The organism is Massilia sp. LXY-6 (assembly GCF_051233485.1).
Taxonomy (GTDB): domain Bacteria; phylum Pseudomonadota; class Gammaproteobacteria; order Burkholderiales; family Burkholderiaceae_D; genus Telluria.
In genome coordinates, this window is the sequence record NZ_JBKFGF010000001.1 from 95,283 (window position 1) to 121,630 (window position 26,348).

Here is a 26,348-nt window from a genome sequence, read left to right on the forward strand (position 1 = left end):
ATGAGGGGGACGAGCATGTCCTCCATTGCTTGATTACTGTCCGATCGCCTTGCCTTCTCCTTGCACAGCCGGCACCGGCAGGATCGCTTTTGGCCCGCGGCCGCGCACGAACACCAGGGTGACGAGCACGGCGACGACCGAGATCCCGGCCAGTGCATACAGGCCGCCGGCGAAGCTTCCCGATGCGTCCTTGATCCAGCCGACAGCGGAGGGGCCGACGAAGCCGCCGAGGTTGCCGATCGCGTTGATGAAGGCAATCCCGCCCGCCATCGCCGGACCGCTCAGGTAGGCGGCCGGCATCGGCCAGAACGGTCCTTTCAGGCCCAGGATGCCGACCGCGGCGAGTGCCAGCGCCAGGATCGACCAGATCGAGCCGCCGAATGCGCCCGCGAGATACAGGCCGGCGGCGGCCATCAGCATGGTGGCGACCAGGAACAGGCGGCGCTCCTTGGTCCGGTCCGACCAGTAGCCGATGACCAGCATGCCGATGCAGCCGACGATATACGGCAGCGAGGTCAGGAATCCCACCTGCAGGTTCGAATAGCCGTGCTGCTTGATCATTTGCGGCAGGAAGGAGGACAGCCCGACGTTGGCGGCGGTGGCGCAGAAGTACACGAAGCTCAAGGCCAGGATGGCCGGGTTGGTGAATGCCGCGCGCAGCGACGAGGACTGCCTGGTCGTCCCCGCCAGCTCGCGGTCGGCCGCCAACTGCTCTTCCAGCCATCCTTTTTCCTGGCTGGACAGCCAGCTTGCCGCCTCGGGGCGCTCGGTCAGGTAACGCAGGACGGTCCAGGTCGCGAGCACGGCCGGCACCCCTTCGATGATGAACAGCCACTGCCATCCCTTCAGGCCGTAGATGCCGTCCATTTGCAGGATCCAGGTCGACAGCGGTGCGCCGACGGCGATCGACACCGGGATCGACAGCATGAAGGCGGCGATGATGCGCGCACGGTAGCGTGCCGGGAACCAGTAGGTCAGGTACAGCACGACGCCCGGGAAGAAGCCCGCCTCGGCGACGCCGAGCAGGAAGCGCATGACGACGAAGCTGGTCGGCCCCTGGACGAAAGCCATGCCGGTGGACAGCAGGCCCCAGGTGAACAGGATGCGGGCGATCCAGCGCCGCGCCCCGACCCGGGCCAGCATCAGGTTGCTCGGCACTTCGCATACGCAGTAGCCGAGGAAGAAAATGCCGGCGCCCCAGCCGAACACAGAGGCGCTCAGGCCCAGGTCCTTGTTCATCGTCAGCGCGGCAAAGCCGACATTGATGCGGTCGATATAGGACAGCACATACAAGGCCATGAGCAAGGGCACGAGGCGCCAGAAGATCTTGCTCATTACTTGTTTTTCATTGATGGTTTCCATCGTGTCTCCTGATCTTGGTATGTCGGCTCTGGCGGCCGATTCTTAGTCGCGGTACGAGGTGTCGCGGCGGTCGAGCAGGCGCAGCATGGCCGGCCATTCCATGACCCCGTACGGCCTGCGCACCTGGGGCTCGAACAGGTGCGCGGTCTTGTCGACCACATGCTGCGGCGGCAGGTGCAGGGCCGTGTTGCAGGCCAGGGCGTCGAGCTGGGTCTTGCAGGCGTTTTCCAGCCAGTACATGGTGTTGAAGGCCTCGGCCACGCTGGGGCCGCAGGTCAGCAGGCCGTGATTCCGCAGGATCATCACATCCGAGTCGCCGAGGTCGGCGACCAGGCGTTCACGCTCGTCCAGGTCGACCGCCACGCCTTCGTATTCGTGATAGGCGATCTTGCCAAAGCGCATATTGGTCTGGGCGATCGGCAGCAGGCCGCATTCCAGCGCCGATACCGCCATCCCGGCACGGGTATGGGTGTGGATCACGCAATCGACATCGTGGCGGGCGCCATGGATGGCGCTATGGATCACGTAGCCGGCAGGATTGATGCCATAGGTCGGGTTCGGATTGAACAGGATGTCGCCCGCCAGGTTGATCTTGACGAGGCAGGAGGCCGTGATCTCCTCGTACATCATGCCGTAGGGATTGATGAGGAATTCGTTTTCCGCATCCGGCACCTTGCAGGTGATGTGGTTGTAGATCAGGTCGGCCATGCCGAAATGGGCGATGAGCCGGTAGGCGGCAGCGAGCTTGACCCGCGCCTCCCATTCGGCTTCGGAGACCAGCTTGCGAACGCTTTGAATTGGATGATTCATGATACTTCCTTAACGAAACGAAAAGACAAGCGCACATTGTTGAATAAAATTTTCGATGGATACAGTGTCTATTCTCAGGTTTGAACGATAAGGAAATTATCTTCTGCTGCCCTCGTGCTAGACTTTCGGCATGGATACACGCTTCTTGCAGAGTTTCGTGGCGGTCGTGGAATGCGGATCGATCGCCGAAGCCGCGCGCCGGCTCGACCTGACGCCGGCCGCCGTGGCGGCCCGCATCCATACCCTCGAAGAGGACCTGGGCGTGACCCTGGTCAGCAGGTCCGGCCGGGCGGTAAAGCCGACCGAAGCCGGGCTGCAGATCCTCGACCAGTCGCGCGGGGTGGTGCGCCACGTGGCCGACCTGCGCGCCGCGGCGGTCGACCAGGTCGGCCTGGGACAGCTGCGCATCGGCAGCTTTTTTTCGGCAGCGATTTCGATCGTGTCGCCGGCCCTCGAGAAGCTGTACGCCGACCATCCCGAGCTGTCGGTGTTCGTCGACGTGGGGCACTCGGCGGAACTGTCGACCAAGGTGATGGCTGGGGAACTGGACGCCGCGATCGTGGTCGAGCACCAGTTCGCCATTCCCAAGGCATGCTCATGGAACGCCCTGGCCGAGGAGCCCCTGGTCCTGATTGCCCCCAGCAGGTTCGGCAGCGATGCGGACGCGCATGCCTTGCTGCGTTCGGAACCCTACATCAAGTACGACCGCCGCATCTGGGGCGGGCGCCTGGCGGATCGCTATCTTCGGGAGCGCGACATCCAGCCCCGGGTGCGGCTCGAAATCGACGGCCTGATGACGATTGCCAGCTTCGTCAGCCGCGGCCTGGGAATCTCCCTGGTACCGGACTGGGCGCCGATGTGGGGGCAGAATGTGTCCCTGACCCGTATTCGCCTGCCGGGCACGGTGCCGACCCGGAGTGTCGGCTTGCTGAGGACGGTGCGCGGCCCGCGCGACAGGCTGGTCGACGAACTGCTTCGGCATGCGCTCGCCGTCTGCCGGCCGGGATGACCCGGACCAGGCGCGGCTTGCACGCGCAGCCGATCGCGTGCACAGTGGCGCCATCTTCAGCTTTCCACCTTTAACCTTCATCCAGTACAAGCACCGAATGCTCACCGAACGCATGAATTTTCAGGGGCCGCAAGGCAAGATCTCGGCCAAGCTCGACGCGCCCGATGGCAGGCCGCGCGCCTACGGGCTGTTCGCCCACTGCTTCACCTGCAGCAAGGACGTGCTGGCGGCGACCCGCATCTCGCAAGGCCTGGCCGACCTCGGCGTGGCCGTGCTGCGCTTCGACTTCGCCGGCCTGGGCAATAGCCACGGCAAATTCGCCGACACCAATTTTTCGTCGAACGTCGAAGACCTGGTCGCCGCCGCCGACTTCCTGCGCGCACGCTTCGCCGCGCCGAAACTCCTGATCGGCCACAGCCTGGGCGGCACCGCGGTGCTGGCCGCCGCCCACCGCATTCCGGAATCGACCGCCGTGGTGACGATCGCGTCGCCGAGCGATCCGCACTACGTGGTCGACAAGCTGCTGTCCGAGCACCTCGACACCATCGAGCAGCTGGGCGAGGCGCGGGTGTGCCTGGCGGGGCGCGAGTTCGACATCCGCCAGCACTTCGTCGAGGATGCGACCAAGCACCGGCTGCACGAACGGATCGCCGGACTGGGCCGCGCGCTGATGGTGATGCATGCGCCGCAGGACGGCACCGTCGACGTCGACAACGCCGGCCGCATCTTCGGCATCGCCCAGCATCCGAAGAGTTTCGTGTCGCTGGACGGGATCGACCACCTCGTCACCGGCAGGGAAGACGCCGCCTATGTCGCCGGCGTGATCGCGGCGTGGAGCGCGCGCTATGTTTGAACGACGGCGCGACCGCTTCGAGTTTTTCGACCGCATGGAAAGCCCCGCGGTCAACCTGTGCTTCCGCATGGACCTGCCGGACTTCCGGCCCTGGTGCAAGGAGCACAAGCTGGCGCCTTTCCACGTGCTGCTGTGCGCCGTGCTGAGGTCCATCCTGAAGGTCGAGAATTTCCGCTACCGCGTGTACGAGGGGGAGGTGATCCGCATCGAGCGCCTGCATCCGTCCTTCACCGTGGTCAACCAGCACTTCGACCTGAATTTCGCCCAGTTCGACTGGTCGGACGACCTGCGTGCATTCGTCGCCAACGGCCAGGCGGCGCGCGAACAGGCGGGCAATATGACGGAGCTGAACCAGCGGTACCGCGCCATGTCGCCGCGCGATGCCAAGGACCAGGTATTCGTCACCTGCATGCCGTGGCTGGACTTTACCTCGATCCAGCATCCGATGGCGTCGCTGGCCACGCCGGACATTCCCTCGCTGGCATGGGGCAAATTCGGCGCCGGCCCGGACGGCGGCCTGCAGCTGCCGTTCTCGGTGCAGGCCCACCACGGTTTCGTCGACGGCTACCACATCCACCTGCTGGCGCAGCAGATCGCCGCCGAGCTGGCGGCCATCATGGACGCCGCCCGGGCCTGACTCAGCCGGCCCGGGACAATTCGGTCAGCGCGCAGAACTCCTCGGCGATATCCTCGGCTTCGACGACCCGCGCGGCGAAGCCGGCGAGGCTGTAGCGGACCTCGGTCTGGTTCGGGCTGCCCGGCAGGTGCGAGACATGGACGATCTGCTGCTGCATGTTCTGGAAGCCCCAGCTGCCGTGCGCGAAGTCGTTCCTCAGCTTGCGCAGGGCGTGCGCGGCCGCGAACCAGCGCTGCCAGCGCGCGCGCAGCGGCGCATCGTCCGCATGGCGCCGCAGCGCCAGGGTTTCGAACTCACGCAGCTTCTCGCCAAAAGGGAGCTGCTCGATCCTGAGGATCGCGCGCTCGGCGTCCTCCGCCGGCTGCGCCTGCACCAGCGCCTGCCCCAGGTCCAGTTCCATCCGGCCGAACACGAACAGCAGTCTTCCCAGGTGCAGGGCTGCCATCGCTTCGACCTCGGTTTCCGGCAAAATCGGCATCACGTCCATGTCGGCTCCTTTTACTTCAGCGCGGAATAGATCCCCTCGAGGCGATCCTTGGTGCCCGGGATGCGCTCCAGGCGCGGGTAGCGCAGGCCGCCGTGGTAGTCGAGCGCGATCGTGCGCAGCACGTTGCCCTTCTTGACCAGCAGCTGGATCGGCTCCTTGCCGTCCTTCGCCGCCTTGATCGCGTTCTTCAGCACGTCCGGCTTGTAGGCGCGGTTGTTGACGGCGACGATGGTGGTGTTGGCGGCCAGGCCGGCGCGGAAGCCCGGGCCGTCCCAGATCACGTTGCGGACGTTGCCGTCGGCGGTCGCGCTGAAGCCCACCGAGTAGCTGAGGTCGGCCGCCTTATTGCGCTCGTCGGCACTCTTGATGTAGTCGGTCGGGGTGTCGGTGTAGACCAGCTTCCAGCCGGCGCGCGCCAGGCCGTCCAGCGGGGCGCCGGGGCCGTGGCCTTCGACGCGGGTGCGCAGGAAACCAGCCCAGTCGTAGGGCACGACCTTCTGCAGCGCCGCGACCACGTCCTCGAAGGTGTAGAAGGCCGGCAGGAAGCTGCCGTCGTTGATGCCGTAGAAGGCCCGCGCGAAGTCGTCCAGCGATTTCCTGTCGCCCGACTTTTCGCGGATCAGCGTATCCACGTCCAGCCAGATCAGCTGGCCTTCCGAATAATAGTCTTCGCTGCGCTGCCAGTTGGCCCAGCCGAGCGGGCGGCGGGCGTTCAGGATCGGATCGTTGACCGTGTCCTGCATCGCGCGCCAGGCGCGGCCGGCGATGCTGTCGTAGCGCGCGGCGGTGGCGGCCAGCGCATCGCGCGCGCCGGCCATCGACACCAGGCCGGAACGGGCGCCCAGCACGCTGCCCCAGTACTGGGTCTGGCCTTCGTAGACCCACAGCAGGCTGTTTTGCAGCGGGGTGTTGAAGTTGGGGACGTCCTGGCCGGCCGGGCGGCGGAACTTGCCGTCCCACGAGTGGGTGTACTCGTGCGGCAGCAGGTCGCGCCCCGCCTCGCTCTTGGCCCACTCCGTGAAGTAGCCCGGCTTGACGCCGTTCTCGCTCGACTGGTGGTGTTCGCGGCCGATGCCGCCGAATTCGTCCGATAGCGCGAGCAGGAAATCGTAGTGATTGTAATGATGGGATCCGAACAGCTTGTAGGCCTGCTGGACCAGCTTGCGGTGCGGCTCGATCTGTTCCGGCTTGGCTTCCAGGCTTTCCGGGCTGTCCGCGAAGACGTTCAGGCGCACCGGCACCCTGGCGCCCGGGTCGAGGTCGAACTGCCTGTAGTAATGGCCGGCGAACAGCGGCGAATCGATCAGGGTTTCCAGGTCGTGCGTCTTGAAGTGCACCTCGTCGCCCTGGCGTTCCGAGGTCTCCAGCGCGGTGGCGTACTGCCAGCCGGCGGGCAGCTTCAGGTTCGGCTGCACCGTGATGCGGCGCGCCACGTAGCCGGCCGGGTACAGCGTCACCGACGGCCATTGCACGCCGAGGATCTCGTCGGTCATGGTGATACGGCCCTGCGAGGTGTCGAGCGGCGACAGGTACTGGTACTCGGCTTCCAGCACGCTCGCGCCTTCCGGCACGTCGACGTGGAAGGCGAATACCTGCACCGGATCGCGGGTCCATTCGAGCGGCTTGCCGTTGGCCGTGAACTTCAGGCCCGCCAGCTGGGTGATCGGGCCGTTCGGGCCGTGGTTGGCCGGCAGCCATTGCGGATACAGCAGGGTCAGCGGCCCCGGCTTGACCGGAATGCGCATGCGAATCTGGAAAATCTGCTGCGCCAGGTTGGTCGCATCGACGTTCAGGACAATGGTGCCGGGATAGGGCTGGTCGACGGGTGCCGGGACCTCGGCTTTCGCCGGGAAGGCGAGCGTGAGCGCGATGGCGAGCGCGGAAGCGGAACGGGCGGCCAGCGTCTTGAAACGGCGATGCGGGTGATATGCGGTCATGGCGGAAAGCGATCGATGTAGGAACAAAAATGCAACAAGTGGCCGAGTGTAGCACTGCTCGCCAAGCGATAATGCTCTGCTGCATCGATGCAAATATAATTCGAAAAACCTCAATAAAAACGATATTTCGTATGCCTTGAAAACCCATGAGGTGGGCATTAGATTGGTTCCAACGGATGCTCACGATGAGGTCCGGAAACTTATCGCTTAACATGAAAGGATAACGACCATGCGTACTTTTGACCTTACCCCCCTGTATCGTTCCGCCATCGGTTTCGACCGCCTGGTGAACATGCTCGAGCAGCGCGCCGAAGCCGCGCCGAGCTACCCGCCGTACAACGTCGAACTGGTCAGCGAGGACAAATACCGCATCGTGATGGCGCTCGCCGGCTTCAGCCGCGACGAGATCGAGATCGTCTCCGAACGCGATACCCTGCACGTGACCGGCCGCAAGCAGAAGGACGAGGTCCAGCGTCACTACCTGCACCGCGGTATCGCCCAGCGCGATTTCGAGCAGCGCTTCCAGCTGGCCAACCACGTGAAGGTTGTCAGCGCAGGCTTCGACAACGGCATCCTCACCATCGAACTGGTGCGCGAAGTGCCCGAGGCCCTGAAGCCGCGCAAGATCGCGATCGCCGATGCGAACGGCAACACCGATAACGTGCAAGTGCTGGAGCAGCCGCAACAGCAACAGCACGCCGCGTAATCGGGAGTAGGGTGGGGCAATTCAGGCCAGTGGCCTGAATTGCGGTGCCCACCATGCAAAGTAGAGGCGCCACGAGCGCCTCTTTTTACGTCCGCGTGGGCACGGGGTGCCCACCCTACTTAAGCTGGGCGTAAGCCGATTCAAGCTCGAGCTTAAGAGTGATTTAAGGCTGCTGCGAGAAACTAAACGCATCAAAACAGCAGTCTCCACAAACCACTTTTCCAATCTAGGAGCACGTAAATGCAAAACGAAGGTGCCGTCACTGCCATCACCGCAAAACGTCTCACCCTGGCCCTGTGCGCGGCCGGCGTCATTGGCGGAGCGGTGGGCGCGGTCGCAGTCAATCACAACAACGCCACCGCCGCCGCCCAAGCCGCCGCACTGGCGCAGGCTCCCGCCCAGGCCGCGGCGAGCGGCGCTCCGGTCGCTGCGACCCCGGCCCCGGTGGCAGGCAACTCGGCTGCCGTGGGCTTGCCCGACTTTACCAAGATCGTCGCACACAACGGCCCGGCCGTGGTGAACGTGCGCGTCGTCGGCACCACCAAGGTGGCCCAGCGCCAGCAGATGCCGCAGTTCGACGAGGACGATCCTTTCTATGAATTCTTCCGCCGCTTCCAGCCGCAGCAACCGCGCGGCAACGGAGGCGGACGGGAACTCGTTTACGGCGCTGGATCGGGCTTCATCGTGAGCCCGGACGGCGTCATCCTGACCAACGCGCACGTGGTGCGCGATGCCGACGAAGTCACGGTCAAGCTGCAGGACCGCCGCGAGTACCGCGCCAAGGTGCTGGGCTCGGACCCGAAGACCGACGTCGCCGTGCTGAAGATCGATGCCAAGAACCTGCCGGTGGTCCCGGTCGGTAACAGCCGCAACCTGCAGGTCGGCGAATGGGTGCTGGCGATCGGCTCGCCGTTCGGCCTGGAGAGCAGCGTGACGGCCGGCGTGGTGAGCGCGAAAGGCCGCTCGCTGCCGGGCGACCAGGTGCCCTTCATCCAGACCGACGTCGCGGTCAATCCCGGCAACTCGGGCGGCCCGCTGTTCAATACGCGCGGCGAAGTGGTCGGCATCAACTCGCAGATCTACAGCCAGACCGGCGGCTACCAGGGCCTGTCGTTCGCGATCCCGATCGACGTCGCGGTGCGCATCAAGGACCAGATCGTCTCCACCGGCAAGGTGCAGCATGCCAAGCTGGGCGTGACGGTGCAGGAAGTCGGCCAGGGCTTCGCCGACGCCTTCAAGCTCGAATCGCCGGAAGGCGCGCTGGTCTCGAACGTCGAGCGCGGCGGCGCCGCCGACAAGGCCGGCATCAAGTCGGGCGACGTGATCCGCCGCGTCAACGGCCAGCCGATCGTCGGTTCGGGCGACCTGCCGGCGATGCTGGCGGTGGCCAAGCCGGGCGACCGCGTCAGCATGGATGTCTGGCGTGAAGGCAAGACCATCCAGCTGAACGCGACCCTGGCCAACGCCAACGACAAGGGTGACCCGGTCAACCGCGACAGCCTGGCCAGCGCCGACAAGGGCGCCAAGCTCGGCCTGGCCCTGCGTCCGCTGGATCCGCAGGAGCGCCGCCAGGCGGGCCTCCCTGCCGGCCTGGTGATCGAGGATGCGGGCGGCCCGGCCCAGGCGGCCGGCGTGCAGCCGGGCGACGTGCTGCTGTCGATTAACGGCAAGGCGGTGAGCTCCGTCGAGCAGGTGCGCGACATGGTCGGCAAGTCCAGCAAGTCGGTCGCCTTGCTCATCCAGCGTGGAGATGACAAAATCTTCATTCCCGTGCGGATCGGTTAAGGAGTGCTTAAGGGTTGGCTTAATTTGCTTAAGGGGAGTTTAAGCTCCCCTCAGTAAACTGAAGGCTCGAAAGATTCATCTTCTATCCGCATGGTTTCAATGAATCGGGGGATTTGATGCGGCTGCTGCTGGTGGAAGACGATACAATGATCGGCGAAGTGGTGCTCGACCTGCTCAGGGCCGAGCACTACGCCGTCGACTGGGTCAAGGACGGCGAAATGGCCGACACGGCCCTGATGCAGAACCAGAACTACGACCTGGTGCTGCTTGACCTGGGCCTGCCGCGCAAGGACGGGCTCGAAGTCCTGAGGTCGATGCGCTCCCGCAAGGACCGCACCCCGGTACTGGTCGCCACCGCGCGCGACTCGGTCGCCCAGCGCATCGCCGGGCTCGATGCCGGCGCCGACGACTATGTCCTCAAACCCTACGATCTCGACGAACTGCTGGCGCGCATCCGGGCGCTGCTGCGGCGTGCCGCCGGGCGCGCCGAACCGGTGTTCGAGTACAAGAACATCTCCATCAATCCCGCCACCCGCGAGACCCTGGTCGACGGCCAGCCGGTCGTGCTGTCCGCGCGCGAGTGGGCCGTGCTGGAGGCGCTGGTCGCCCGTCCGGGCGCGGTGCTGTCGCGGGCCCAGCTGGAAGAAAAATTGTACAGCTGGCGCGATGAAGTCAGCAGCAATGCGGTGGAAGTCTATATCCACGGGCTGCGCAAGAAACTCGGCAGCGACCTGATCCAGAACGTGCGCGGCGTGGGCTACATGGTGCCGAAAGCATGAGCGTCACCGGTGCGAACGGCAAGGCGAAGGTGAACGGCAAGGCGAAGGTGAAGGTGACGCACTCGCTGCGCGGACGGCTGCTGTGGTACCTGCTGGCCGCCATCACCATCGCCGCCGTGGCCCAAGCTTCGATCGCCTACCGCACCGCGCTGGCCGACGCCGACCAGATCTTCGACTACCACATGCAGCAGATGGCGCTGTCGCTGCGCTCGCGCGTTCCGCTGTCGAACAGCGAGGAAGCCGGCAACGTCGATACGCCGCTGACCGGCAACGACGACCTGGTGGTGCAGGTCTGGTCGCCGGACGGCGTGCAGGTGTTCCGCAGCGCCTCGCATGCGCGCCTGCCGCAGCGCGCGGTGCTCGGCTTTTCCAACGTGCGCGCGAACGGCACGACCTACCGCATCTTCTCGATCCAGACGAATAACCAGACCGTGCAGGTGGCCCAGGACCTGGCCGTGCGGCGCAGCATGGCCAGCAACCTGGCCCTGCGCACGCTGGGGCCGATCGCGGTGATGATGCCGATCCTGATGCTGGTCGTATGGTGGGTGGTCAGCGGTTCGCTGGAGCCGGTCGCGCGCGTGCGCAAGCAGCTCGCCTCGCGCCAGGCGGACGACCTGTCGCCGGTGTCGGATGCCGGCTTGCCGGACGAGGTAAGGCCGCTGGTGCAGGAACTGAACCTGCTGTTCGGGCGCGTGCGCCAGGCCTTCGACACCCAGCAGACTTTTGTGGCCGACGCCGCCCACGAGCTGCGCACGCCGCTGGCCGCGCTCAAGCTGCAGGTGCAGAGCCTGGAGCGCTCCGAGAGCCGCGCCGACAGCCTCGAGGCGCGCAAGCTGGCGATCTCGCGCCTGTCGGCCGGCATCGAGCGCGCCACCCGCCTGGTCGAGCAGCTGCTGGTGCTGGCCCGCCAGGAAGCCAGCGCCGCCCCGCACCAGCCGGTCGAGCTGGCCGGCCTTGCCAAGCGCGCGGTGGCCGACCTGATCGGCGTGGCCCAGGCCAGGCGCATCGACCTCGGCCTGCAGCGCGCCGACCCCGGCCAGGTCGAAGGCCAGCCGGAAGCGCTGATGATCCTGCTGCGTAACCTGGTCGACAACGCGATCAAGTACACCCCGGGCGGCGGCACGGTCGATGTATCGGTGATGGCGGAGCAGGGCGCCTTGAGCGTCACGGTCGAGGACAGCGGCCCCGGCATCCCGCTCGAAGAACGCGAGCGCGTGTTCGACCGCTTCTACCGCGTCCCCGGCAGCGAGGCCGCCGGGTCGGGTCTGGGATTGGCCATCATCAAGGCGATCGCCGAACGGCATGGGGCCACGCTGGCGCTGGGCGAGTCGCAGCGGCTGGGCGGGCTCGCTGCGACGGTGCGGTTTCCGGCCTGAGTCAGAACTTGTAGTTCAGGCCGAGGTTGACGAAGCGGCCCACCGCCCCGGCCTGGTGCAGGGCCGGGTTGTAGAAGGTCGACGGCGAGCTGCCATAGGTCTGGAAGTCCAGTGGCGGCGGCTTGTTGAACAGGTTCAGGACCGAAGCGTGCAAGCTCAGCTGCTTCGACAGCCGGTATTCGCCGTAGACGTCGACCGATGTGAACGCACGGACCCGGCAGAACTGCGGATTGGGCGTCGCGAACACGAAGGAGATCGCCTCCGCGCAGGTCGCGGCGTTGGCCGACGAGGGGTCGTTCACGTCGAAGCTGCTGACCCAGTTGACGGTGGTGGACAAGGTCAGCGGACCCTTGTCCCAGCCGAACTTGAGCTGGGCCCGGTCGCGCGGGTTGCCGGTGTCGCCCGAGGTGGCCGACGGCCCGTGCGTGCCGGCCAGCTGGATCGCTTCGGCGCCGACGGTGCCCTGCTTGTACGAGATCATGTGGGTGGCGGTCAGCTGGGCGGTGAGCTTGCCGCCCGCCAGCGGCCAGTTCATGCGCGCATCGAGGTCGATGCCATTGGTCATGGTGTACAGCGCGTTCTCGAACGGGTAAGGCGCGAACAGCGCATTGCCGACCGGTGGCGTGACGGTCGAGAGCGTCCCGTTCGGGTTGACGAAGGGCTGGGGGATCGGCACGCCGCGCACCAGGAAGGGCGTCGGGTCATAGGCCGGATCGTTGATGGCGCTGATGATCTGGTTGTCGATGCGGATGTGGTAGTAGTCCAGCGAGACATTCACGTTGCGGACCGGTTCCAGGATCAGGCCGAAGGTATAGGACCGCGACTTTTCCGACTTCAGGTTCTTGCCCGGAGTCTGGACGCCGGCAATGGACACATTGCACTGCTGCGGGAAGTTGCCGGGTGTCGTGGTCGGATCGGCGCCCGCATTCGCGCACAGGGCCGGGTCGGGCTGCGTGTTGGCGAAGAAGTAATTGCCGGTATTCCCGATCTCGGCCGGGTTCGGCGCACGGAAGCCTTCGGTATAGGTGCCGCGCAAGGTGACCTGGCTGAGCGGCGACCACTTGAAGCCGGCCTTCGGCGTGACGGCCTTGTCGACGCCCATCACCTTGTCGTAGCGTACAGAGGCGTCGAGCTCCAGGTTCTTCAGCACCGGCGCCACGATCTCGCCATACCCGGCGGCGATGTTCTGGGTGCCGATGGCCCAGGCGTTGTTGCCGATCTGGGTGCCGTTGGCCACGCTGGGCGGGGCCTGGGCATCGAGCGCGCGATGGGTATATTCGAGCCCCAGATTCAGGGCCAGCGCGCCGCCCTGCAAGGGCATCAGCTCGCGGCCGGCGGACACCCGCATGAACTGCAGCTTGCTGGTGGCCTTGGAGTGCTCCAGCGGGGCGATGAAGTCGCGCTGCGCCTGCGTGTTGCCGCTGGCGGCCGCGCCGACCAGGTAGGGATGGACCGGGTCGTTGAAGGCCGCCTGCAGGTTGAGGATGTTGAACTGGTTGTTGATATCCTGCTTGACCCTGCTTTCGCTGGCGCCGATGGCGGCCGTCAGGTCCCAGCCGGCCCAGCTGCCGGCCAGGTCGGCCCCCAGGCGGTAGGTGTCGGACTTCACGCCGGCGCGGCTGCCGCCCAGTTCGGGGAAATTGTATTGCAGGACCTGGGGGCGCCCGGTCGTGTTGCCGGGATAGGTGGCGGGGACCGTGATCAGGATGGGCGCTCCCGGCGGCGTCGCCTGCGGAGGGATGCCCGGTCCGTAGGCCAGTGCCGACAGCCCGCCCAGGCCAAGCGTGCTCGCATAGCGGTTGACCTGCTCCGCCTCCGAACGGAAGTAGGAGCCCTTCAGGTTGAGCTGCCAGTCGTCGCCCAGCTTCTGGACATAGGAACCGAGCAGGTTGATGTTCTTGGTGCCCGGCTGCAACTGGAGGCCGCGGTCGCGGTAGGCGCACTGCCCGGCATTGAACTGGGCGCTGGTGCAACCCGGCAGATTGGTGACGGCGCCGGTGTCCGGATCGATCAGGTAGCCGGTGATGCTGGCCGGCAGGAATCCGTTGTTCGCGGTCGGCACGCCGCGGGTCAGGTTCTTGCCGCCGAGCGCCGTCCAGTCGGTATTCGTGAACCCCCTGTTGCGATTGCTCGCCAGGATTTCGTTCTGGTGGCGGTATTCGAGCGCGATGTAGGCGTTGTGCCCGTCACGATCCAGGTCGCCCCAGCCGTGGATGCCCGAGGCATGGGCGGTGATGCCGTCGCCACGCCAGGCCTGGCCGACTTCGGCGGTGAGCTCGTTGCCCGTATAGCGTTTTTTCAGGATGACGTTGACCACGCCGGCCACCGCGTCCGAACCGTAGATCGAGGAAGCGCCGTCCTTGAGCACTTCGATGCGGTCGATGGCCTCCATCGGGATCTGGCTGATGTCCACGAAGCTGCGCTGGCCGTCGTCCGACAGCGCATAGGGCGCCATGCGCTGGCCGTCGATCAGCACCAGGGTCGCGCCGACGGTCAGGCCGCGCAGCGAGATGCCGGATGCGCCGGCCGCGAAGGCGCCGCTGAAGGATTGCGACAGGGTGCCCTGGCCGTTGGCGGTGATGTTGCGCAGCACCTCGGACACGGACGTGTAGCCCGTTTCCCTGATCTCCTTGGCGCTGATGATCTGCACCGGGCTGGGGGTCTCGAGGTCGGTGCGGCGGATGCGCGAGCCGGTCACTTCCACGCGCTGGACCTGCTGGTTGGCAGCGGGACTCTTGGTCGTATCGGTCGTGGTCGAGGTGGTCGAGTCCTGGGCAAAGGCGGCCAGCGGTACGGCCGCCAGGGTGGCCAGGGCAAAACGAACCGCGAGCGTCAGCGGCTTTTGCAGAAAAGCCGAATGCGATGTAGCCATCGGAAGGTCTCCAAGATTGGGATTCGTCGAATGCCCGGCTGGCGTTCCGTGAATCCTCTCGCAGTCAGGCGTGTCCCATCAAAGCATTGGCCTTTTTTCGTGTCAATTGAATGTAACTAAGACGACACGGTAGTGTTGTATTTTCGGTTACCATCCCGCTGAGACCTGCGCTCAATCCACCTCGTACAGCGAGACATCGGCGCCATTCCCCTCCAGCTTGCGCACCAGCCGGCAGCAGGCATCCAGCTCCTTCTTCACCAGGCCGTCCGGATCGTAGAGGTCGGCGCGCCGCTCGATCAGCCACACCCGGTGGCGCCCCCAGAGCAGCGAACGCAGGCGCGCGGCATCCTCGGGCGCGATGTCGGGCGCCCCGGCATTGCCGGTGTAGCGGCGCGCCAGGCCCAGGGCCGGGAAGGGGCCGGGCAGGTAGCTCACCGCCGGACCGCGTTTCATGTAGTAGGAGACCGGCATCTGCACCTCGTTCGGGAAGGCCAGCACCAGATCGCCCGGCCGCGCCTCGCGCTGCAGTTGCGCCAGCATCTCGCGCCAGTTCTCGGTGTGCGAGCGGTAGAAGGCTTGCACCTCCCAGGCGGACAAGGCTAGCACCAGGGCCAGGACCGGCAGGCGCCAGGCCGGGCGCAGCGTGGCGATGCCGAGCGCGGCCAGCGCCATGGTCAGCGGCGCCAGCCATTCGAACAGGCGCGACAGGAATACCGGCTTGACCAGCAGGCTGTAGGCGCCCATCGCCAGGATCGGCAGCGCCATCGTGTAGGCCAGCAGCCAGAAGTGGGGCCGCGAGCGCTTCCACAGCCAGGCGAAGGCCAGCAGCACCAGCGCCAGCATCGGGTAGTGCAGGAGCTGGCCGCCGGACATCACGGTCCAGGCGCCGGTGATCTTGCCGGGGCTGAAGCGGATCCAGTACGACAGCTTGGCCATCGCGGCGCTCTGGCGCAGCAGCATCGGCAGGAAGGGCGACCACAGCAGCAGGGCGCCGAGGCCGGCCAGGCCCACCGCCGTCGCCTGGCGCGCGCGCGCGCCGCTTGAGCCGAGCAGCAGGCCGGCCGTCATGCCGGTCCAGATGCCGAAGGCCGCGAACACGCCGGTGTTGTGCAGCCAAAGCGTGAGGCTGGCGCTGAGCGCCAGGCCGGCGGCCCAGGTGCCCAGGCGGGATCGGTGGCCCGGCGCGGACGGACGGGCCAGGTCCAGTACCAGCATGCAGGAGAAGAATACCGCCAGCATGCCGGCCAGGGCGTGGATGGCGTAGGGGCGGGCCTGCTGGGCGAACAGGATGCTGTTCGCGTTCACCGCCAGCAGCAGCGCGGCTAGCAGGCCGATGCGCTCGGCGCGCGCGCCCAGCCGCGCCCAGCGCGCGCACACGGGAATCAGCACCACGGTCAGCACGCTGGCCAGCACGCACAGGCTGCGCAGCGCGGCTTCGCTCCTGCCGAACAGGGCGCTCCAGGCTTTCAGCAGCGTGTAATAGAAGGGCGGATGGGTTTCGTAGAGCGGCACCTGGGTCCACAGCGCCCGCAGCGGCACCGCGGAAAACCAGGCACTGTAGGTCTCGTCCAGCCACAGCGAACGGCTCGACAGGGTCGGCAGGCGCAGCAGCAGGGCGAGCAGGCCGATCGCGCCGCACAGCAGCATGAAGCGGGAGCGCGCCAGCGGCAGCCCGCCGTCCAGCCAGCCTGCGATGCCGGCGCGGCGCGCCCGGGAGCCGTGGGCCGGGTTCAGTGCGCCTTCCTTGCCCGGTAGGTCCATGCCGAATTGATTCCGAAGGTGGCGCACAGCAGGACCGCCGTGACCAGCAGCTGGGCCAGGCGGTAGTCGAGGTCGAAGGTGGCCAGCAGGGCCGACATCAGCACACCATTGGCGGCCACCGCCAGCGCCGCCGTGGCGAAGAAGCGCGCCGCCGTGCCGAGCGAGAGCCGGCCGCGGAAGGTGACGAGGGTGTTCAGCACGAAGTTGATGACGGCGCCGACCACGGCGCCGAGGATCGAGGCCGGCACCGGCGCCAGCATGCCGGCCGAGACGGCCGTGATCAGGAAGGCGTAGTGCCCGGCGGTGCCGGCCGCGCCGACCATGGCATAGACGAGGAAGCGGCCGAGCATGATGCGGGTGGCGCGGCCGGACATGGCGCGGCCCGAGAGGGTTCCGTCAGGCATGCGGAGCCGTCCCTTCGAAGCGCTGGCGCACCAGGTAGATCGGGCGGCCCTTCGATTCCAGGTAGATGCGCCCGATGTATTCGCCCAGCACGCCGATGCCGATCAGCTGGATGCCGCCCAGCAGCAGGATCGCCGTGGCCAGCGAGGCATAGCCCGGCACGTCGACGCCATAGATCAGGGTGCGGGCCGCCAGGTAGAAGGCGCGGCTCATCGCCAGCAGGGCCACCGACAGCCCGAGGTAGGTCCAGATGCGCAGCGGCAGGGTGCTGAAGCTGGTGATGCCTTCGAGCGCGAAATTCCACAGCTTCCAGCCGGAAAACTTGGTCTTGCCGGCGGCCCGTGCTTCGCGCACGTATTCGACCACGGCGGTGCGGTAGCCGACCCAGGCGAACAGGCCCTTCATGAAGCGGCAGGATTCCGGCAGGGCCTTCAGCGCATCGCAGACCGAGCGGGTGAACAGGCGGAAGTCGCCGACGTTTTCGGGAATCTTGACGTCCGCCACGTCGTTGTGGAAATGGTAGAAGGACACTGCGGTCCATTTCTTGAGCAGGGAATCGGATTCGCGGTCGACGCGCTTGGCCAGCACGACGTCGTAGCCTTCGCGCCATTTGTCGACCAGCTTGCCGATCACGTGGGGCGGATCCTGCAGGTCGGCATCGAACGGCACGATGAGGTCGCCGCGCGCCTCGTTGATGGCGGCGGTAAGGGCGGCTTCCTTGCCGAAATTGCGGGTCAGGTCGATCACGCGAACCCGTCCGTCCCGGCGCGAAGTGATGATCAATTGTTCGAGCGTACGATCGCGGCTGCCGTCGTTGACGCACACGATTTCGAAGCGGATGCCCGGGATGCCCTCGAGTTCGGGAATGACGCGGTCAAAGAATTGCCCGATCATTTCCTCTTCGTTGTAGAACGGTACGACCAGGGACAATAACGGTAAAGGGTCCATGCTGTGCATTGCCGTTATGAATGACTTCCACATGATCGGGGCATTCAGCCGCGTCATCGGTCTCCAACATAACACAACTCACGTAAGGACGAGTTTCGGTAGGACCGTCGTTCCCGCCTGCGCGGGAACGACGGGGTGATGCGGGAGCGACGCTTTTAGAACTTATGCGCCAGGCGCGCGAAGTAGGCCGCGCCGTTCAGGCCGAACTGCACGCTTTCGTACTTGAAGCCGTTGTCGGTCTCGTCCGGGTTCTGCGCGGTCGGGTGCACGTTGAAGATGTTGGTGCCGCCCACGGTCAGCTTGGTCTTCTCGGTGAAGGCCCAGGTGAAGGACAAGTCGGCCGACGTCTTCGACTTGTAGTACTGGTTCGGCACCGGCGGACCCGAGAAGGTGCCCAGGGTCTGCGGACCGTAGTGCACGATGCGGAAGTCGGTTTCCAGCTGGCCCTGGGTGTAGTCGAAGTCCAGCGTGGCCTTGCGGCGCGGGCCGCCCTGCTCGATGAACAGGCGCTCGCGCTCGGACAGCAGCACGTCCTCGAAGCCCGCCAGCGCGGCCGGGGCGTGCACGCCGGTCACTTCGGTGCGGCTGAAGTTCATCGCCAGGTAGGTGACCAGCTTGCCGGCGCCGACGTTGGCGCGGTGCGAGGCGGTCAGGTCCAGGCCCTGGGTGCGGGTGTCGATCGAGTTCACGAAGAACTGCGCCTGGCCCACGCCCAGCGATTGCAGCGTCGCGCCCAGCGCCGGGTAGTTCTCGGCGTCGAAGCGGCCCGACAGCACGATGCGGCCGTCGATGTCGATGTGGTACAGGTCGGCCGTCACCGAGACCGACTTGGTCGGGGTCCAGGTCAGGCCCAGCGTATAGCTCTTCGACTTTTCTTCCTTCAGCTGCGGAATGCCGGCCGCGTTGGCGACCTTGCCGCCGTTCGGCGCCAGCACCACGTCCATCGGCACGCCGCTGATGAAGTCGGTGAAGGTGGAGGAGAAGTAGACCTGCTGCAGCGACGGTGCGCGGAAGCCGGTGCTGGCGGAAGCGCGCAGCAGGACATCCTCGGTCGCCCTGAAGGAGCCGGCCAGCTTGCCGGTGGTGGTCGAGCCGAAGTCCGAGTAGCGCTCGTGGCGCAGCGCGGCCTGCAGCTTGGTGCGGGCGGTCAGGTCGGCCTCGAAGTCGAGGTAGGCGGCGCTGCTGTGGCGGTTGCGGTTGGCGGCGTCGCCCGGCTGGAAGCCCGGGAAGCCCTGGCTGCCGGCATTGCCGCCCACGCCCACGCCGTCGGCGTCGATGTAGGAGCCCGGTTCGCCGGCGAAGATCTGGTAGTTCTCGGCGCGATACTCCATCCCGAAGGCCGCGTTCAGGCCGCCCAGGACATCGGGGTAAAAGCGGCTGAAGTCGGCGTTGGTGGTCAGCTGGCGGAACGAGAAGCCGCCGGCGTCGAACTGCGACGGGCTGATGCCCTTGCCGCCCTTGCTCAAATCGAGATTCGCGATCGAGGCGTTCAGCGTGTGCGCGATGGTGTAGCGCATGCGGTTGTAGCCGTAGGTCTGCGAGAAGTCGCCGGCCCATTCGCCGAGGCGGGTACGGTAGCCGAGGATGGCGTAGCGGTCGTCGATGTCGCCGTTGATGTAGGGGACGAAGCCTGCCGGATACATCGCCGCCGAGTTGCGCGAGGGGATGTCGTCCGAGCCGATGCCGCCGCGCGCCCAGGCGGCCGAGGAGGCGTCGCGGGTCTGCGCGCCGGCGGTCAGGTACAGCTTGCCGGGACCGACCGGGAATTCGCCGTTCACGTAGACGGTCTTGTTCTGGCTCTTGGTGTCGCCGATGGTGCGCGGGTTGTCGGCGTCGGCGCGGTTGGAGCGGCCGCGGTCGTAGTATTCGCCGGTGATGCCCAGCACGCCGTCCGCCACCGCGACGCCGCAGTAGGCCGAGGCCAGCCAGTTCTTGCCGTCGTGCCTGGAGTATTCGCCGAAGCCGAGGATCGATTCGCAGCCCAGGCTCTTCTTCAGCTCGACGTTGATCACGCCGGCGATCGCGTCGGAACCGTATTGCGCGGCGGCGCCGTCGCGCAGCACCTGCACATCCTTGATCGCCAGCAGCGGCAGCGCGTTCATGTCGGTGCCGGTATTGCCGCGGTTGCGCGCGCCGAACAGGTTGACCAGGGCGGTGGTGTGGCGGCGCTTGCCGTTCACCAGCACCAGGGTCTGGTCCGAGCCCAGGCCGCGCAGGGCGGCCGAATCGACCAGGTCGGCGCCGTCGGCGCCCGTCTGGCGGGTCGAGTTGAACGAGGGCGAGATGTTGGTCAGGGTCTGCGCCAGGTCGAACTGGCCGCCTTGCTCGGCCGACTTGGTCAGCGGGATGTAGTCGACCGGGACCGTGGTGTCGGTGGCCGAGGTGTTGCCGACGCGGCGCGAACCGACGATGCTGACGCTCTGCATGCCGGTATCGGACGAGGCGGCCGGGGCGGTGGTCTGGGCCGTGGCGCCGAACGGCAGGGTGGCCAGGGCGGCTCCGCCGTACAGGGCGAGAAGCAGGGAATGGCGGATCGGGTTGAGTTTCAAGTACTTGCTCCTTGGTAAAAATCACGTTTCCACGAATTTACCAGCTGGCAACCATGGGCAAGAAGTTAAACGTCTCATAACTGCAACAATGCGTCTCATAATCGGGAGTCATGTTGCAGAGCAGCGTCGTATTGACGTTATTTTGGTACATTGGTAACATACCTGAGCATTTTTGAGGCATGCATGACTGACCAGGAATTTATCGACACCTTCACCGCCGGTCAGCTTGCGCCCGCCGGTTTCGACCACCGCGCCCACCTGCGCGCAGCCTTCCTGCTGCTGCGCGACCGGCCCTTTCTGGAAGCCTGCGTGGCGATGCGGGACGGCCTGCAGGCGCTTGCCGGCAAGCTCGGCAAGCCGGACCTGTACCACGAGACCATGACGGTCGCCTTCATGGCGCTGGTGGCCGAACGTGCGCCGCCAGGCCCGGACGACTGGGATGCCTTCATCGAGGCCCATCCGGAGCTGTGCGAGCGCGGCCTGCTCGACAGCTATTATTCGACAGCGCTGCTGGCCTCCGGCGCCGCCCGTACGCGCTTTATCCTGCCGGACCGCTCCAAGGGCCGCCATGACTGAACGCGTGACCGTGGAGCGGGTCCAGACCGGACTGCGCATCGAAAAGCGGATGCTGAAGGTCTTGAAGGCGCTGGCGGAATACCACGACATCAGCCTCGGAGACCTGGTGGAGGGGATCGTCCTGTACGCCTTCGAAGGCAAGAGCGCGTTCGGCGAAGACAGCCTGGCGCGCATCCGGGACCTCAAGCGCATTTACGGCATGCAGCTCGATACGGGCGATGCGCACCGCCTGCAGGAGGCGGACCCGCCCTGATTACTCCTGGTGGAACTCTTCCGCCGTCGAGAACAGATCCCAGGAAGCGACGAACAGCGCCGCGACGACCGGGCCGATCACGAAGCCGTTCAGGCCGAACAAGGCCATGCCGCCCACGGTCGACAGCAGCACCACGTAGTCCGGCAGCTTGGTGTCCTTGCCGACCAGGATCGGGCGCAGGACGTTGTCGACCAGGCCGATCACGAACACGCAGAACAGAATCAGGACGACGCCCTGCCACACTGCGCCGGTGACCAGGAAGTACACCGCCACCGGCGCCCACACGATCGCCGCGCCGATCGCCGGCAGCAGCGACAGGAAGGCCATCACCACCGCCCACAGCAGCGGCGCCTGCACGTGCAGGATCCAGAAGATCAGCCCGCCCAGCGCGCCCTGCGCCATCGCCACCAGCACGTTGCCCTTGACGGTGGCGCGGATCACGGTGGTGAAATTACTGAACAGGCGCTGCTTGTACTTGCGGCTCAGCGGTACCGCGGTCCTGATCCTTCCCGCCAGCGAATGGCCGTCGCGCAGCAGGAAGAACAGCAGGTAGAGCATGATGGTCATGCTGACCAGGAAATCGAAGGTATTGCTGGCGAGGTTGAGCGTGTATTTTGCCGCGACCTGGCTGGCCTGGGCCGCGAAGCTCGAGAGTTTCTGCTGCAGGGTGGCCATGCTGGTGAGGTCGAAGCGCTCCAGCAGGCTGACCACCCAGTCCGGCAGCACCGCGATGATCTGGCGGAAGTACTGGCCGAAGTCGATGTGGCCGGAGCCGACCATGTTATAGATCCCGACCGCCTGCTGGACCAGCGAAGCGCTGATCAGGGCCACCGGGATGATCACCATCACCACGATCGAGGCCAGCGTGAGCAGGGCGGCGAGGTTGGCTTTCTGGCCGGTCGCGCGCAGCAGGCGGCGGTACAGGGGGATGAACAGGATCGCCAGCACGACACCCCAGAACACCGCGCCGGCATACGGCATGAGGATCCAGCCGAAACCGATGGTGACGATGGCCAGGAGAAACAGGAAGACTTTCTGCTGAAGTGTGTATTGGCTGGCGGGTGGGTTCATGATTGAATGATAATCCATCCGCCGTTCAGTACGCCATCTGCCGCTCCAGGTATTCCTCGAAGGCCTCGCGCGGCAGGGCTTTCGAGTAGTACCAGCCCTGGATGTAATCGCAGCCGAAGGCGGCCAGCAGGGCGCGCTGGGCCTCGTGCTCGACGCCCTCGGCGATCACTTCGATGCCGAGGCGGTGCGCCAGGCCGATGATCGCCTCCGTCACCGCCTTGTCGCTGCCGTCCTCGGCCAGCTGGTCGATGAAGGACTTGTCGATCTTCAGGTAATCGACATCGAAGTGCTTCAGGTAGGCCAGCGAAGAGAAGCCGGTGCCGAAATCGTCGATCGAGACCTTGGCGCCGGCGCCGTGCAGGGCGCCGAGGCAGCGCGAGACCTGGGCGGCGTCGCTTACCAGGATGCCTTCGGTGATTTCCACGGTGATGCTGCGGCTCGACGACTCCATCGCCAGGATGCGGTCCAGCCACGGCAGCTTGCCCTGGCGCTCGAACTGCATCGGCGAGATATTCACGCTCAGTTCGATCAGGCAGTCGTATTTCTGGCGCCAGCGCTCGATGCTGGCGATGGCCTCGCCCAGCACCCATTCGCCGATGTCGTCGATCAGGCCGGTCTCCTCGGCCAGCGGGATGAAGCTGGTCGGGCTGATCAGGCCCAGCTCGGGATGCTCCCAGCGCAGCAGCGTCTCGGCCTTGCGCACGCGCCCGGTGTCGGCTTCGACGATGGGCTGGTAGTACACGTGCAGCTGGCGCCGGGCGAGCGCCATGCGCAGGTCGTTGGTCAGCCTCAGCTTGTGCGCAGCCTGCTGCTGCAGCGAGGTCGTGAAATACTGGAAGTGGCCGCGCCCGGCACGCTTGGCCTTGTACATGGCGTGTTCGGCGCTGGCCAGGAGGGCGCCGGGGTCGGCGCCGTCGTCCGGGTAGACGCTGATGCCGATGCTGGCCGACAGGTAGGCCATGCCGTCGGGGCCGAGGCGCAGCGGCGCCGCCACCCCGTCGCTCAGGGCGCCGGCGATGGTCTCGAGGTGCAGCTGCTGTTCGCCCTGGCCGACCGCGATGGCGAACATGCCGCCGCCCAGGCGTGCCATGGTCGCGTCGGCCGGGATGCGGCGCGCCATGCGCCGGGTCAGCTCGACCAGGACCTCGTCGCCGCGGGCGTAGCCGTAGCCGTCGTTGATGTCCTTGAAGCGGTCGATGTCGAGCAGCAGCACGCCCAGCCGGCGCCCCGCGCCCTGGGCCTTCTTCAGGTCCTGCTGCAGGCGGTCGAGGAACAGCCGGCGGTTCGGCAGGCCGGTCAGCGAATCGAAGTTGGTCTGGCGCCAGATCACTTCGTCCTTCTGCTTTTGCTCGCTGATGTCCTGGAACTGGATCACGTGGCGGTAGACGCGGCCGTCCGGATGCCGGATTACGCGGATGTTGACGAACTTCACCGTGAAGCGCCCGTCCTTGTTGCGGTCGTGGATCTCTCCCTGCCAGTGGTCGTTGGCCGCCAGCGACTGCCGCAGGCGGGCGTAGAAACCCTGGTCGTGCATGCTCGAGCCGAACAGCGACGGCTCGCAGCCGGCAACCTCGTCCAGCGCATAGCCGGTCAGCGCCGTGAAGGCCGGGTTGGCGTCGACGATGTGGTTGGCTTCGTCGGTGACCACGACCGCCTCCGAGCTGGTGCGGTAGATCAGGTTCGCCATCCGCATCGATTCTTCGAGGTCGCGGCGCTGGGTCACGTCCTGCACGGTGCCGCTCAGTACCGTCCGGCCGTCCGCGGTCACGGGGACGCACAGCACGCGGACCCACTTGCGCGTGCCGGCCGCGGTGAGGATGCGGAATTCCTGGTCGAAAGGCTTACCGGCGGCAAAGGCCTTGTCGCGCGCGCGCTCGCCCAGCGCCCGGTCTTCCGCACTGTAGCAGGCCTCGCAGGCGGCCAGCGTCACCGGCTGCCCGGCGGGCAGTTCATAGATCCTGGCCAGCTCATCGGTCCACTCCAGGTGGCCGGTGGCGGGGTCGAGCTCCCAGGCGCCGATCCGGGCCAGGGCGCTCATTTCCGTGAGCAAGCGTTCCTGCCTGCGGATGGTGCGCTCGTGCTCGAGGCGCATGCTCACGTCGCGCCCGACGCCCAGCACGCCCAGGACCTTGCCGTCGGCGGCGACGACCGAGGTCTTGATCGTTTCGAAGCTCCGCTCCTTCGACTCGCCAGGGGCCGTCAGGCGCTGTTCGTGCACGGCCGGCGTGCCGGTGCGGAGCGCCTCGAGATCGGTGTTGCGCATGCGCTCGGCCGCGGCCGGCGCGAACAAGTCCTCGTCGCGCCGGCCGACAATGTCCGCGCGCGGCTTGCCCACCAGCTCCTCCAGCCGCGTGTTGCAAGCGAGGTAGATACCGTCGGGGTCCTTCAGCCAGATCGCGTCGGGGCTGCTTTCGACCAGCGTGCGCAGCTGCGCCTTTTCTTGTTCGAGCTCGGCGGTGCGCCTGCGTACCGCGCGCCGCACGGAAGTCAGCCAGACGGCCAGCAGCAGCACCAGCCCGCCCAGCGCAAGCAGGGCCAGCAGCAGCCGCCCGGCGTAGCGGACGAAGGGGAGGGTGCGGCCCATCCATTTGTCGTGCAGGGCGTCGAGTTCGTCCGGCGTGATCCGCGCCATGCCGTCCTCGACCATGGCGAGGGTGGCGGCGTCGCTCTTCCTGACGGCGCGCCGCAGGCCGTTACGGGTGACTTCGAAGGCCTTGACGTACTGGCGCTGCAGGCCGAGCTGGTACAGGCGGTAGTCGGCCGAATATTCGTCCATGCACAGCAGCTTGATGCTCTGGCTGGCGGCCGCGTCGACCAGCAACCGGTAGTTCGGGTAGATCCGCACCCCGGTGACGCCGGCGCGCCGCAGTTCCTCGGCGCAGGCGTCACCGGCCTGGACACCGACTTCGAATCCTTTCAGGCTGGCAATGTCGTGGACGCCGCCGATCGACGCATCGGCATACACGGCCGTGCCGACCGTCGCGTAGGGCTTCGAGAAATCGAGGGTGGCGGTGCGCTCCTCGGTGCGGAAGATGGTATCGATCACGTCGGCCTTGCCACTGGCGAGCGTCGGCTGGACGTCGGCCCAGTTCACGGCGATGAGCTCGGCCTGCCTGCCGGTCTTTTTCTCCCACAGCCGCCACAGGTCGACCGTATAGCCTTCAAGCTGGCCGTCCGCGGTGCGGTGGACGAAAGGCGGGTAGTTTTCGTCCAGGACAACACGCAGGGGCGCCGCCGAGGCGAGCCAGGGAATGCACAGTATAGCAAGCACGACGATGCGCAGGAGCCGCATGGACAAACTCTCCGGAAGTTGGCATGACGATATCACGAAGCGCTTGCCGCGCTCCGGCGCACGCGCGGCCGGACGAGGGCGGACCGGTCAAGCGTCCGGGCCGGCCTGCACCTGCCCGGATTGCGCGTCCCGGCTTTCGCGCTTGCGCAGGCTGCGGTTGGCCGCGACCACGCCGACCCCGACGATCGCCAGGCTCAGCATGGCCCCGAGCGAGGGCGCGGCCAGCCAGCGCAGCGACTGGTCCGGCAGTTCGGAGGGCGCCTGCTGCGGCGGATCGGAGTTCGCCTGCAGCATGGCCGGGGCGGCTTCGGCATCGCCGGCCAGCAGGGGCAGCAGCGCGCGCAGGAAGGCGGCGGCGTCCTGCGGAGTCCTGCTGGTGAGCATGCGGCCGTCGCGCACGACTTCCTGGTTGCACCAGATCGCGCCGGCATTCACCAGGTCGTCGCGCACGCCCGGCCAGGAAGTCAGCCTGCGCCCGGCCGCCAGTCCGGTCGACACCAGCACCAGGGCCGCGTGCGACATCGCCGCGATCGGCTTGCCGGCGTCGTTGAAGCCGCGCACGAACTCGCGCGCCTGGGCCGACTGGCGCAGCAGGTCGGGCGAGATATAGCCGCCGGGAATGAGCAGCGCATCGTAGTCGGCCGCACGGACATTGACGACCGTCCTGTCGACCCGGACCAGGTCGGCCGGCTGGTGCCCCTGCATGCTGCGGATCCGGCCGGCACGCAGGGCCACCAGCGCGGCCTGCGCGCCCGCGTCCTTCAGCCCCGCCAGCGCGGCGTCCAGTTCCGCCTGTTCGACACCGTCCGCCGCCAGCACGGCAATCCGCTTGCCGGCGAGTTTTCCGCTTGCGCTCATGATTTCCTCCGATCGATCGCCTCTT

At 66.5% G+C, this 26,348-nt stretch carries 21 protein-coding genes; 9 read left to right on the forward strand and 12 right to left on the reverse strand.

Annotation, left to right across the window (positions count from 1 at the left end; all coding sequences use genetic code 11):
• Positions 1–33: 33 nt before the first annotated feature.
• Positions 34–1,362 (reverse strand): MFS transporter, encoded by a 1,329-nt coding sequence (locus tag ACI48D_RS00425; protein WP_435569227.1) that lies wholly within the window; start codon positions 1,360–1,362, stop codon positions 34–36.
• 42 nt (positions 1,363–1,404) lie between these two features.
• Positions 1,405–2,172 carry a class II aldolase/adducin family protein gene (locus ACI48D_RS00430; RefSeq protein ID WP_435569228.1) on the reverse strand — a complete coding sequence of 256 codons (768 nt, stop codon included), beginning with the start codon at positions 2,170–2,172 and terminating at the stop codon, positions 1,405–1,407.
• A 130-nt stretch (positions 2,173–2,302) separates the two neighbouring features.
• On the opposite strand from ACI48D_RS00430, the gene ACI48D_RS00435 reads away from it, so the two are divergent.
• From ACI48D_RS00435 to ACI48D_RS00445, 3 genes are all read left to right on the forward strand, one after another.
• Entirely contained in the window at positions 2,303–3,181 is an 879-nt protein-coding gene (locus ACI48D_RS00435; RefSeq protein ID WP_435569229.1) for a LysR family transcriptional regulator, read from the forward strand.
• Between the two features lie 97 nt (positions 3,182–3,278).
• Entirely contained in the window at positions 3,279–4,034 is a 756-nt protein-coding gene (locus ACI48D_RS00440; protein WP_435569230.1) for an alpha/beta hydrolase family protein, read from the forward strand.
• The gene (locus ACI48D_RS00445; protein WP_435569231.1) at positions 4,027–4,671 is read left to right on the forward strand and encodes a CatA-like O-acetyltransferase; all 645 of its coding nucleotides are present in this window, start codon (positions 4,027–4,029) and stop codon (positions 4,669–4,671) included. Before ACI48D_RS00440 ends, ACI48D_RS00445 begins: the two co-directional genes overlap by 8 nt.
• A gap of 1 nt (position 4,672) precedes the next feature.
• Here ACI48D_RS00445 and ACI48D_RS00450 read toward each other — a convergent pair whose 3' ends face one another.
• A complete protein-coding gene (locus ACI48D_RS00450) occupies positions 4,673–5,158 on the reverse strand; it encodes a hypothetical protein (RefSeq protein WP_435569232.1) in 486 nt (161 codons plus the stop codon).
• Positions 5,159–5,169: 11 nt separating this feature from the next.
• On the reverse strand, positions 5,170–7,095 hold the full coding sequence (locus tag ACI48D_RS00455; RefSeq protein WP_435569233.1) for a M61 family metallopeptidase: 1,926 nt from the start codon (positions 7,093–7,095) through the stop codon (positions 5,170–5,172).
• Positions 7,096–7,324: 229 nt separating this feature from the next.
• On the opposite strand from ACI48D_RS00455, the gene ACI48D_RS00460 reads away from it, so the two are divergent.
• The 4 genes from ACI48D_RS00460 to ACI48D_RS00475 all read left to right on the forward strand — a co-directional run bounded on the left by ACI48D_RS00460 (position 7,325) and on the right by ACI48D_RS00475 (position 11,741).
• Positions 7,325–7,801 carry an Hsp20 family protein gene (locus ACI48D_RS00460; protein WP_047823691.1) on the forward strand — a complete coding sequence of 159 codons (477 nt, stop codon included), beginning with the start codon at positions 7,325–7,327 and terminating at the stop codon, positions 7,799–7,801.
• 240 nt (positions 7,802–8,041) lie between these two features.
• Positions 8,042–9,586 carry a DegQ family serine endoprotease gene (locus tag ACI48D_RS00465; RefSeq protein ID WP_435569234.1) on the forward strand — a complete coding sequence of 515 codons (1,545 nt, stop codon included), beginning with the start codon at positions 8,042–8,044 and terminating at the stop codon, positions 9,584–9,586.
• Between the two features lie 116 nt (positions 9,587–9,702).
• Complete coding sequence (locus ACI48D_RS00470; RefSeq protein WP_435569235.1) at positions 9,703–10,365, forward strand: response regulator; 663 nt, start codon at positions 9,703–9,705, stop codon at positions 10,363–10,365.
• A complete protein-coding gene (locus tag ACI48D_RS00475; protein ID WP_435569236.1) occupies positions 10,362–11,741 on the forward strand; it encodes an ATP-binding protein in 1,380 nt (459 codons plus the stop codon). The genes ACI48D_RS00470 and ACI48D_RS00475 overlap by 4 nt, the downstream gene beginning before the upstream one ends.
• A 1-nt stretch (position 11,742) precedes the next feature.
• Here ACI48D_RS00475 and ACI48D_RS00480 read toward each other — a convergent pair whose 3' ends face one another.
• The 5 genes from ACI48D_RS00480 to ACI48D_RS00500 all read right to left on the reverse strand — a co-directional run bounded on the left by ACI48D_RS00480 (position 11,743) and on the right by ACI48D_RS00500 (position 20,273).
• Positions 11,743–14,613: a TonB-dependent receptor gene (locus tag ACI48D_RS00480; RefSeq protein ID WP_435569237.1), complete on the reverse strand. Its 2,871-nt coding sequence runs from the start codon at positions 14,611–14,613 to the stop codon at positions 11,743–11,745.
• Between the two features lie 171 nt (positions 14,614–14,784).
• Positions 14,785–16,374 carry a hypothetical protein gene (locus ACI48D_RS00485; RefSeq protein WP_435569238.1) on the reverse strand — a complete coding sequence of 530 codons (1,590 nt, stop codon included), beginning with the start codon at positions 16,372–16,374 and terminating at the stop codon, positions 14,785–14,787.
• Positions 16,344–16,778, reverse strand: coding sequence for a GtrA family protein (locus ACI48D_RS00490; RefSeq protein WP_435569239.1), 435 nt, complete (start codon positions 16,776–16,778; stop codon positions 16,344–16,346). The genes ACI48D_RS00485 and ACI48D_RS00490 overlap by 31 nt, the downstream gene beginning before the upstream one ends.
• Positions 16,771–17,733 (reverse strand): glycosyltransferase family 2 protein, encoded by a 963-nt coding sequence (locus tag ACI48D_RS00495; RefSeq protein ID WP_435569240.1) that lies wholly within the window; start codon positions 17,731–17,733, stop codon positions 16,771–16,773. Before ACI48D_RS00495 ends, ACI48D_RS00490 begins: the two co-directional genes overlap by 8 nt.
• A gap of 146 nt (positions 17,734–17,879) precedes the next feature.
• The gene (locus ACI48D_RS00500) at positions 17,880–20,273 is read right to left on the reverse strand and encodes a TonB-dependent receptor plug domain-containing protein (protein ID WP_435569241.1); all 2,394 of its coding nucleotides are present in this window, start codon (positions 20,271–20,273) and stop codon (positions 17,880–17,882) included.
• Positions 20,274–20,456: 183 nt separating this feature from the next.
• Between ACI48D_RS00500 and ACI48D_RS00505 the strand changes: the two genes are divergently transcribed.
• Both ACI48D_RS00505 and ACI48D_RS00510 read left to right on the forward strand, forming a co-directional pair.
• Positions 20,457–20,849 carry a hypothetical protein gene (locus ACI48D_RS00505; protein WP_435569242.1) on the forward strand — a complete coding sequence of 131 codons (393 nt, stop codon included), beginning with the start codon at positions 20,457–20,459 and terminating at the stop codon, positions 20,847–20,849.
• Positions 20,842–21,102, forward strand: coding sequence for a hypothetical protein (locus ACI48D_RS00510; RefSeq protein ID WP_435569243.1), 261 nt, complete (start codon positions 20,842–20,844; stop codon positions 21,100–21,102). Before ACI48D_RS00505 ends, ACI48D_RS00510 begins: the two co-directional genes overlap by 8 nt.
• Here the strand turns inward: ACI48D_RS00510 and ACI48D_RS00515 are convergent, their stop codons facing one another.
• From ACI48D_RS00515 to ACI48D_RS00525, 3 genes are all read right to left on the reverse strand, one after another.
• Entirely contained in the window at positions 21,103–22,173 is a 1,071-nt protein-coding gene (locus tag ACI48D_RS00515; protein WP_435569244.1) for an AI-2E family transporter, read from the reverse strand.
• 25 nt (positions 22,174–22,198) lie between these two features.
• Positions 22,199–25,465, reverse strand: coding sequence for an EAL domain-containing protein (locus ACI48D_RS00520; RefSeq protein WP_435569245.1), 3,267 nt, complete (start codon positions 25,463–25,465; stop codon positions 22,199–22,201).
• An 87-nt stretch (positions 25,466–25,552) separates the two neighbouring features.
• Positions 25,553–26,323, reverse strand: coding sequence for a type 1 glutamine amidotransferase domain-containing protein (locus ACI48D_RS00525; protein WP_435569246.1), 771 nt, complete (start codon positions 26,321–26,323; stop codon positions 25,553–25,555).
• Between the last annotated feature and the right edge of the window lie 25 nt (positions 26,324–26,348).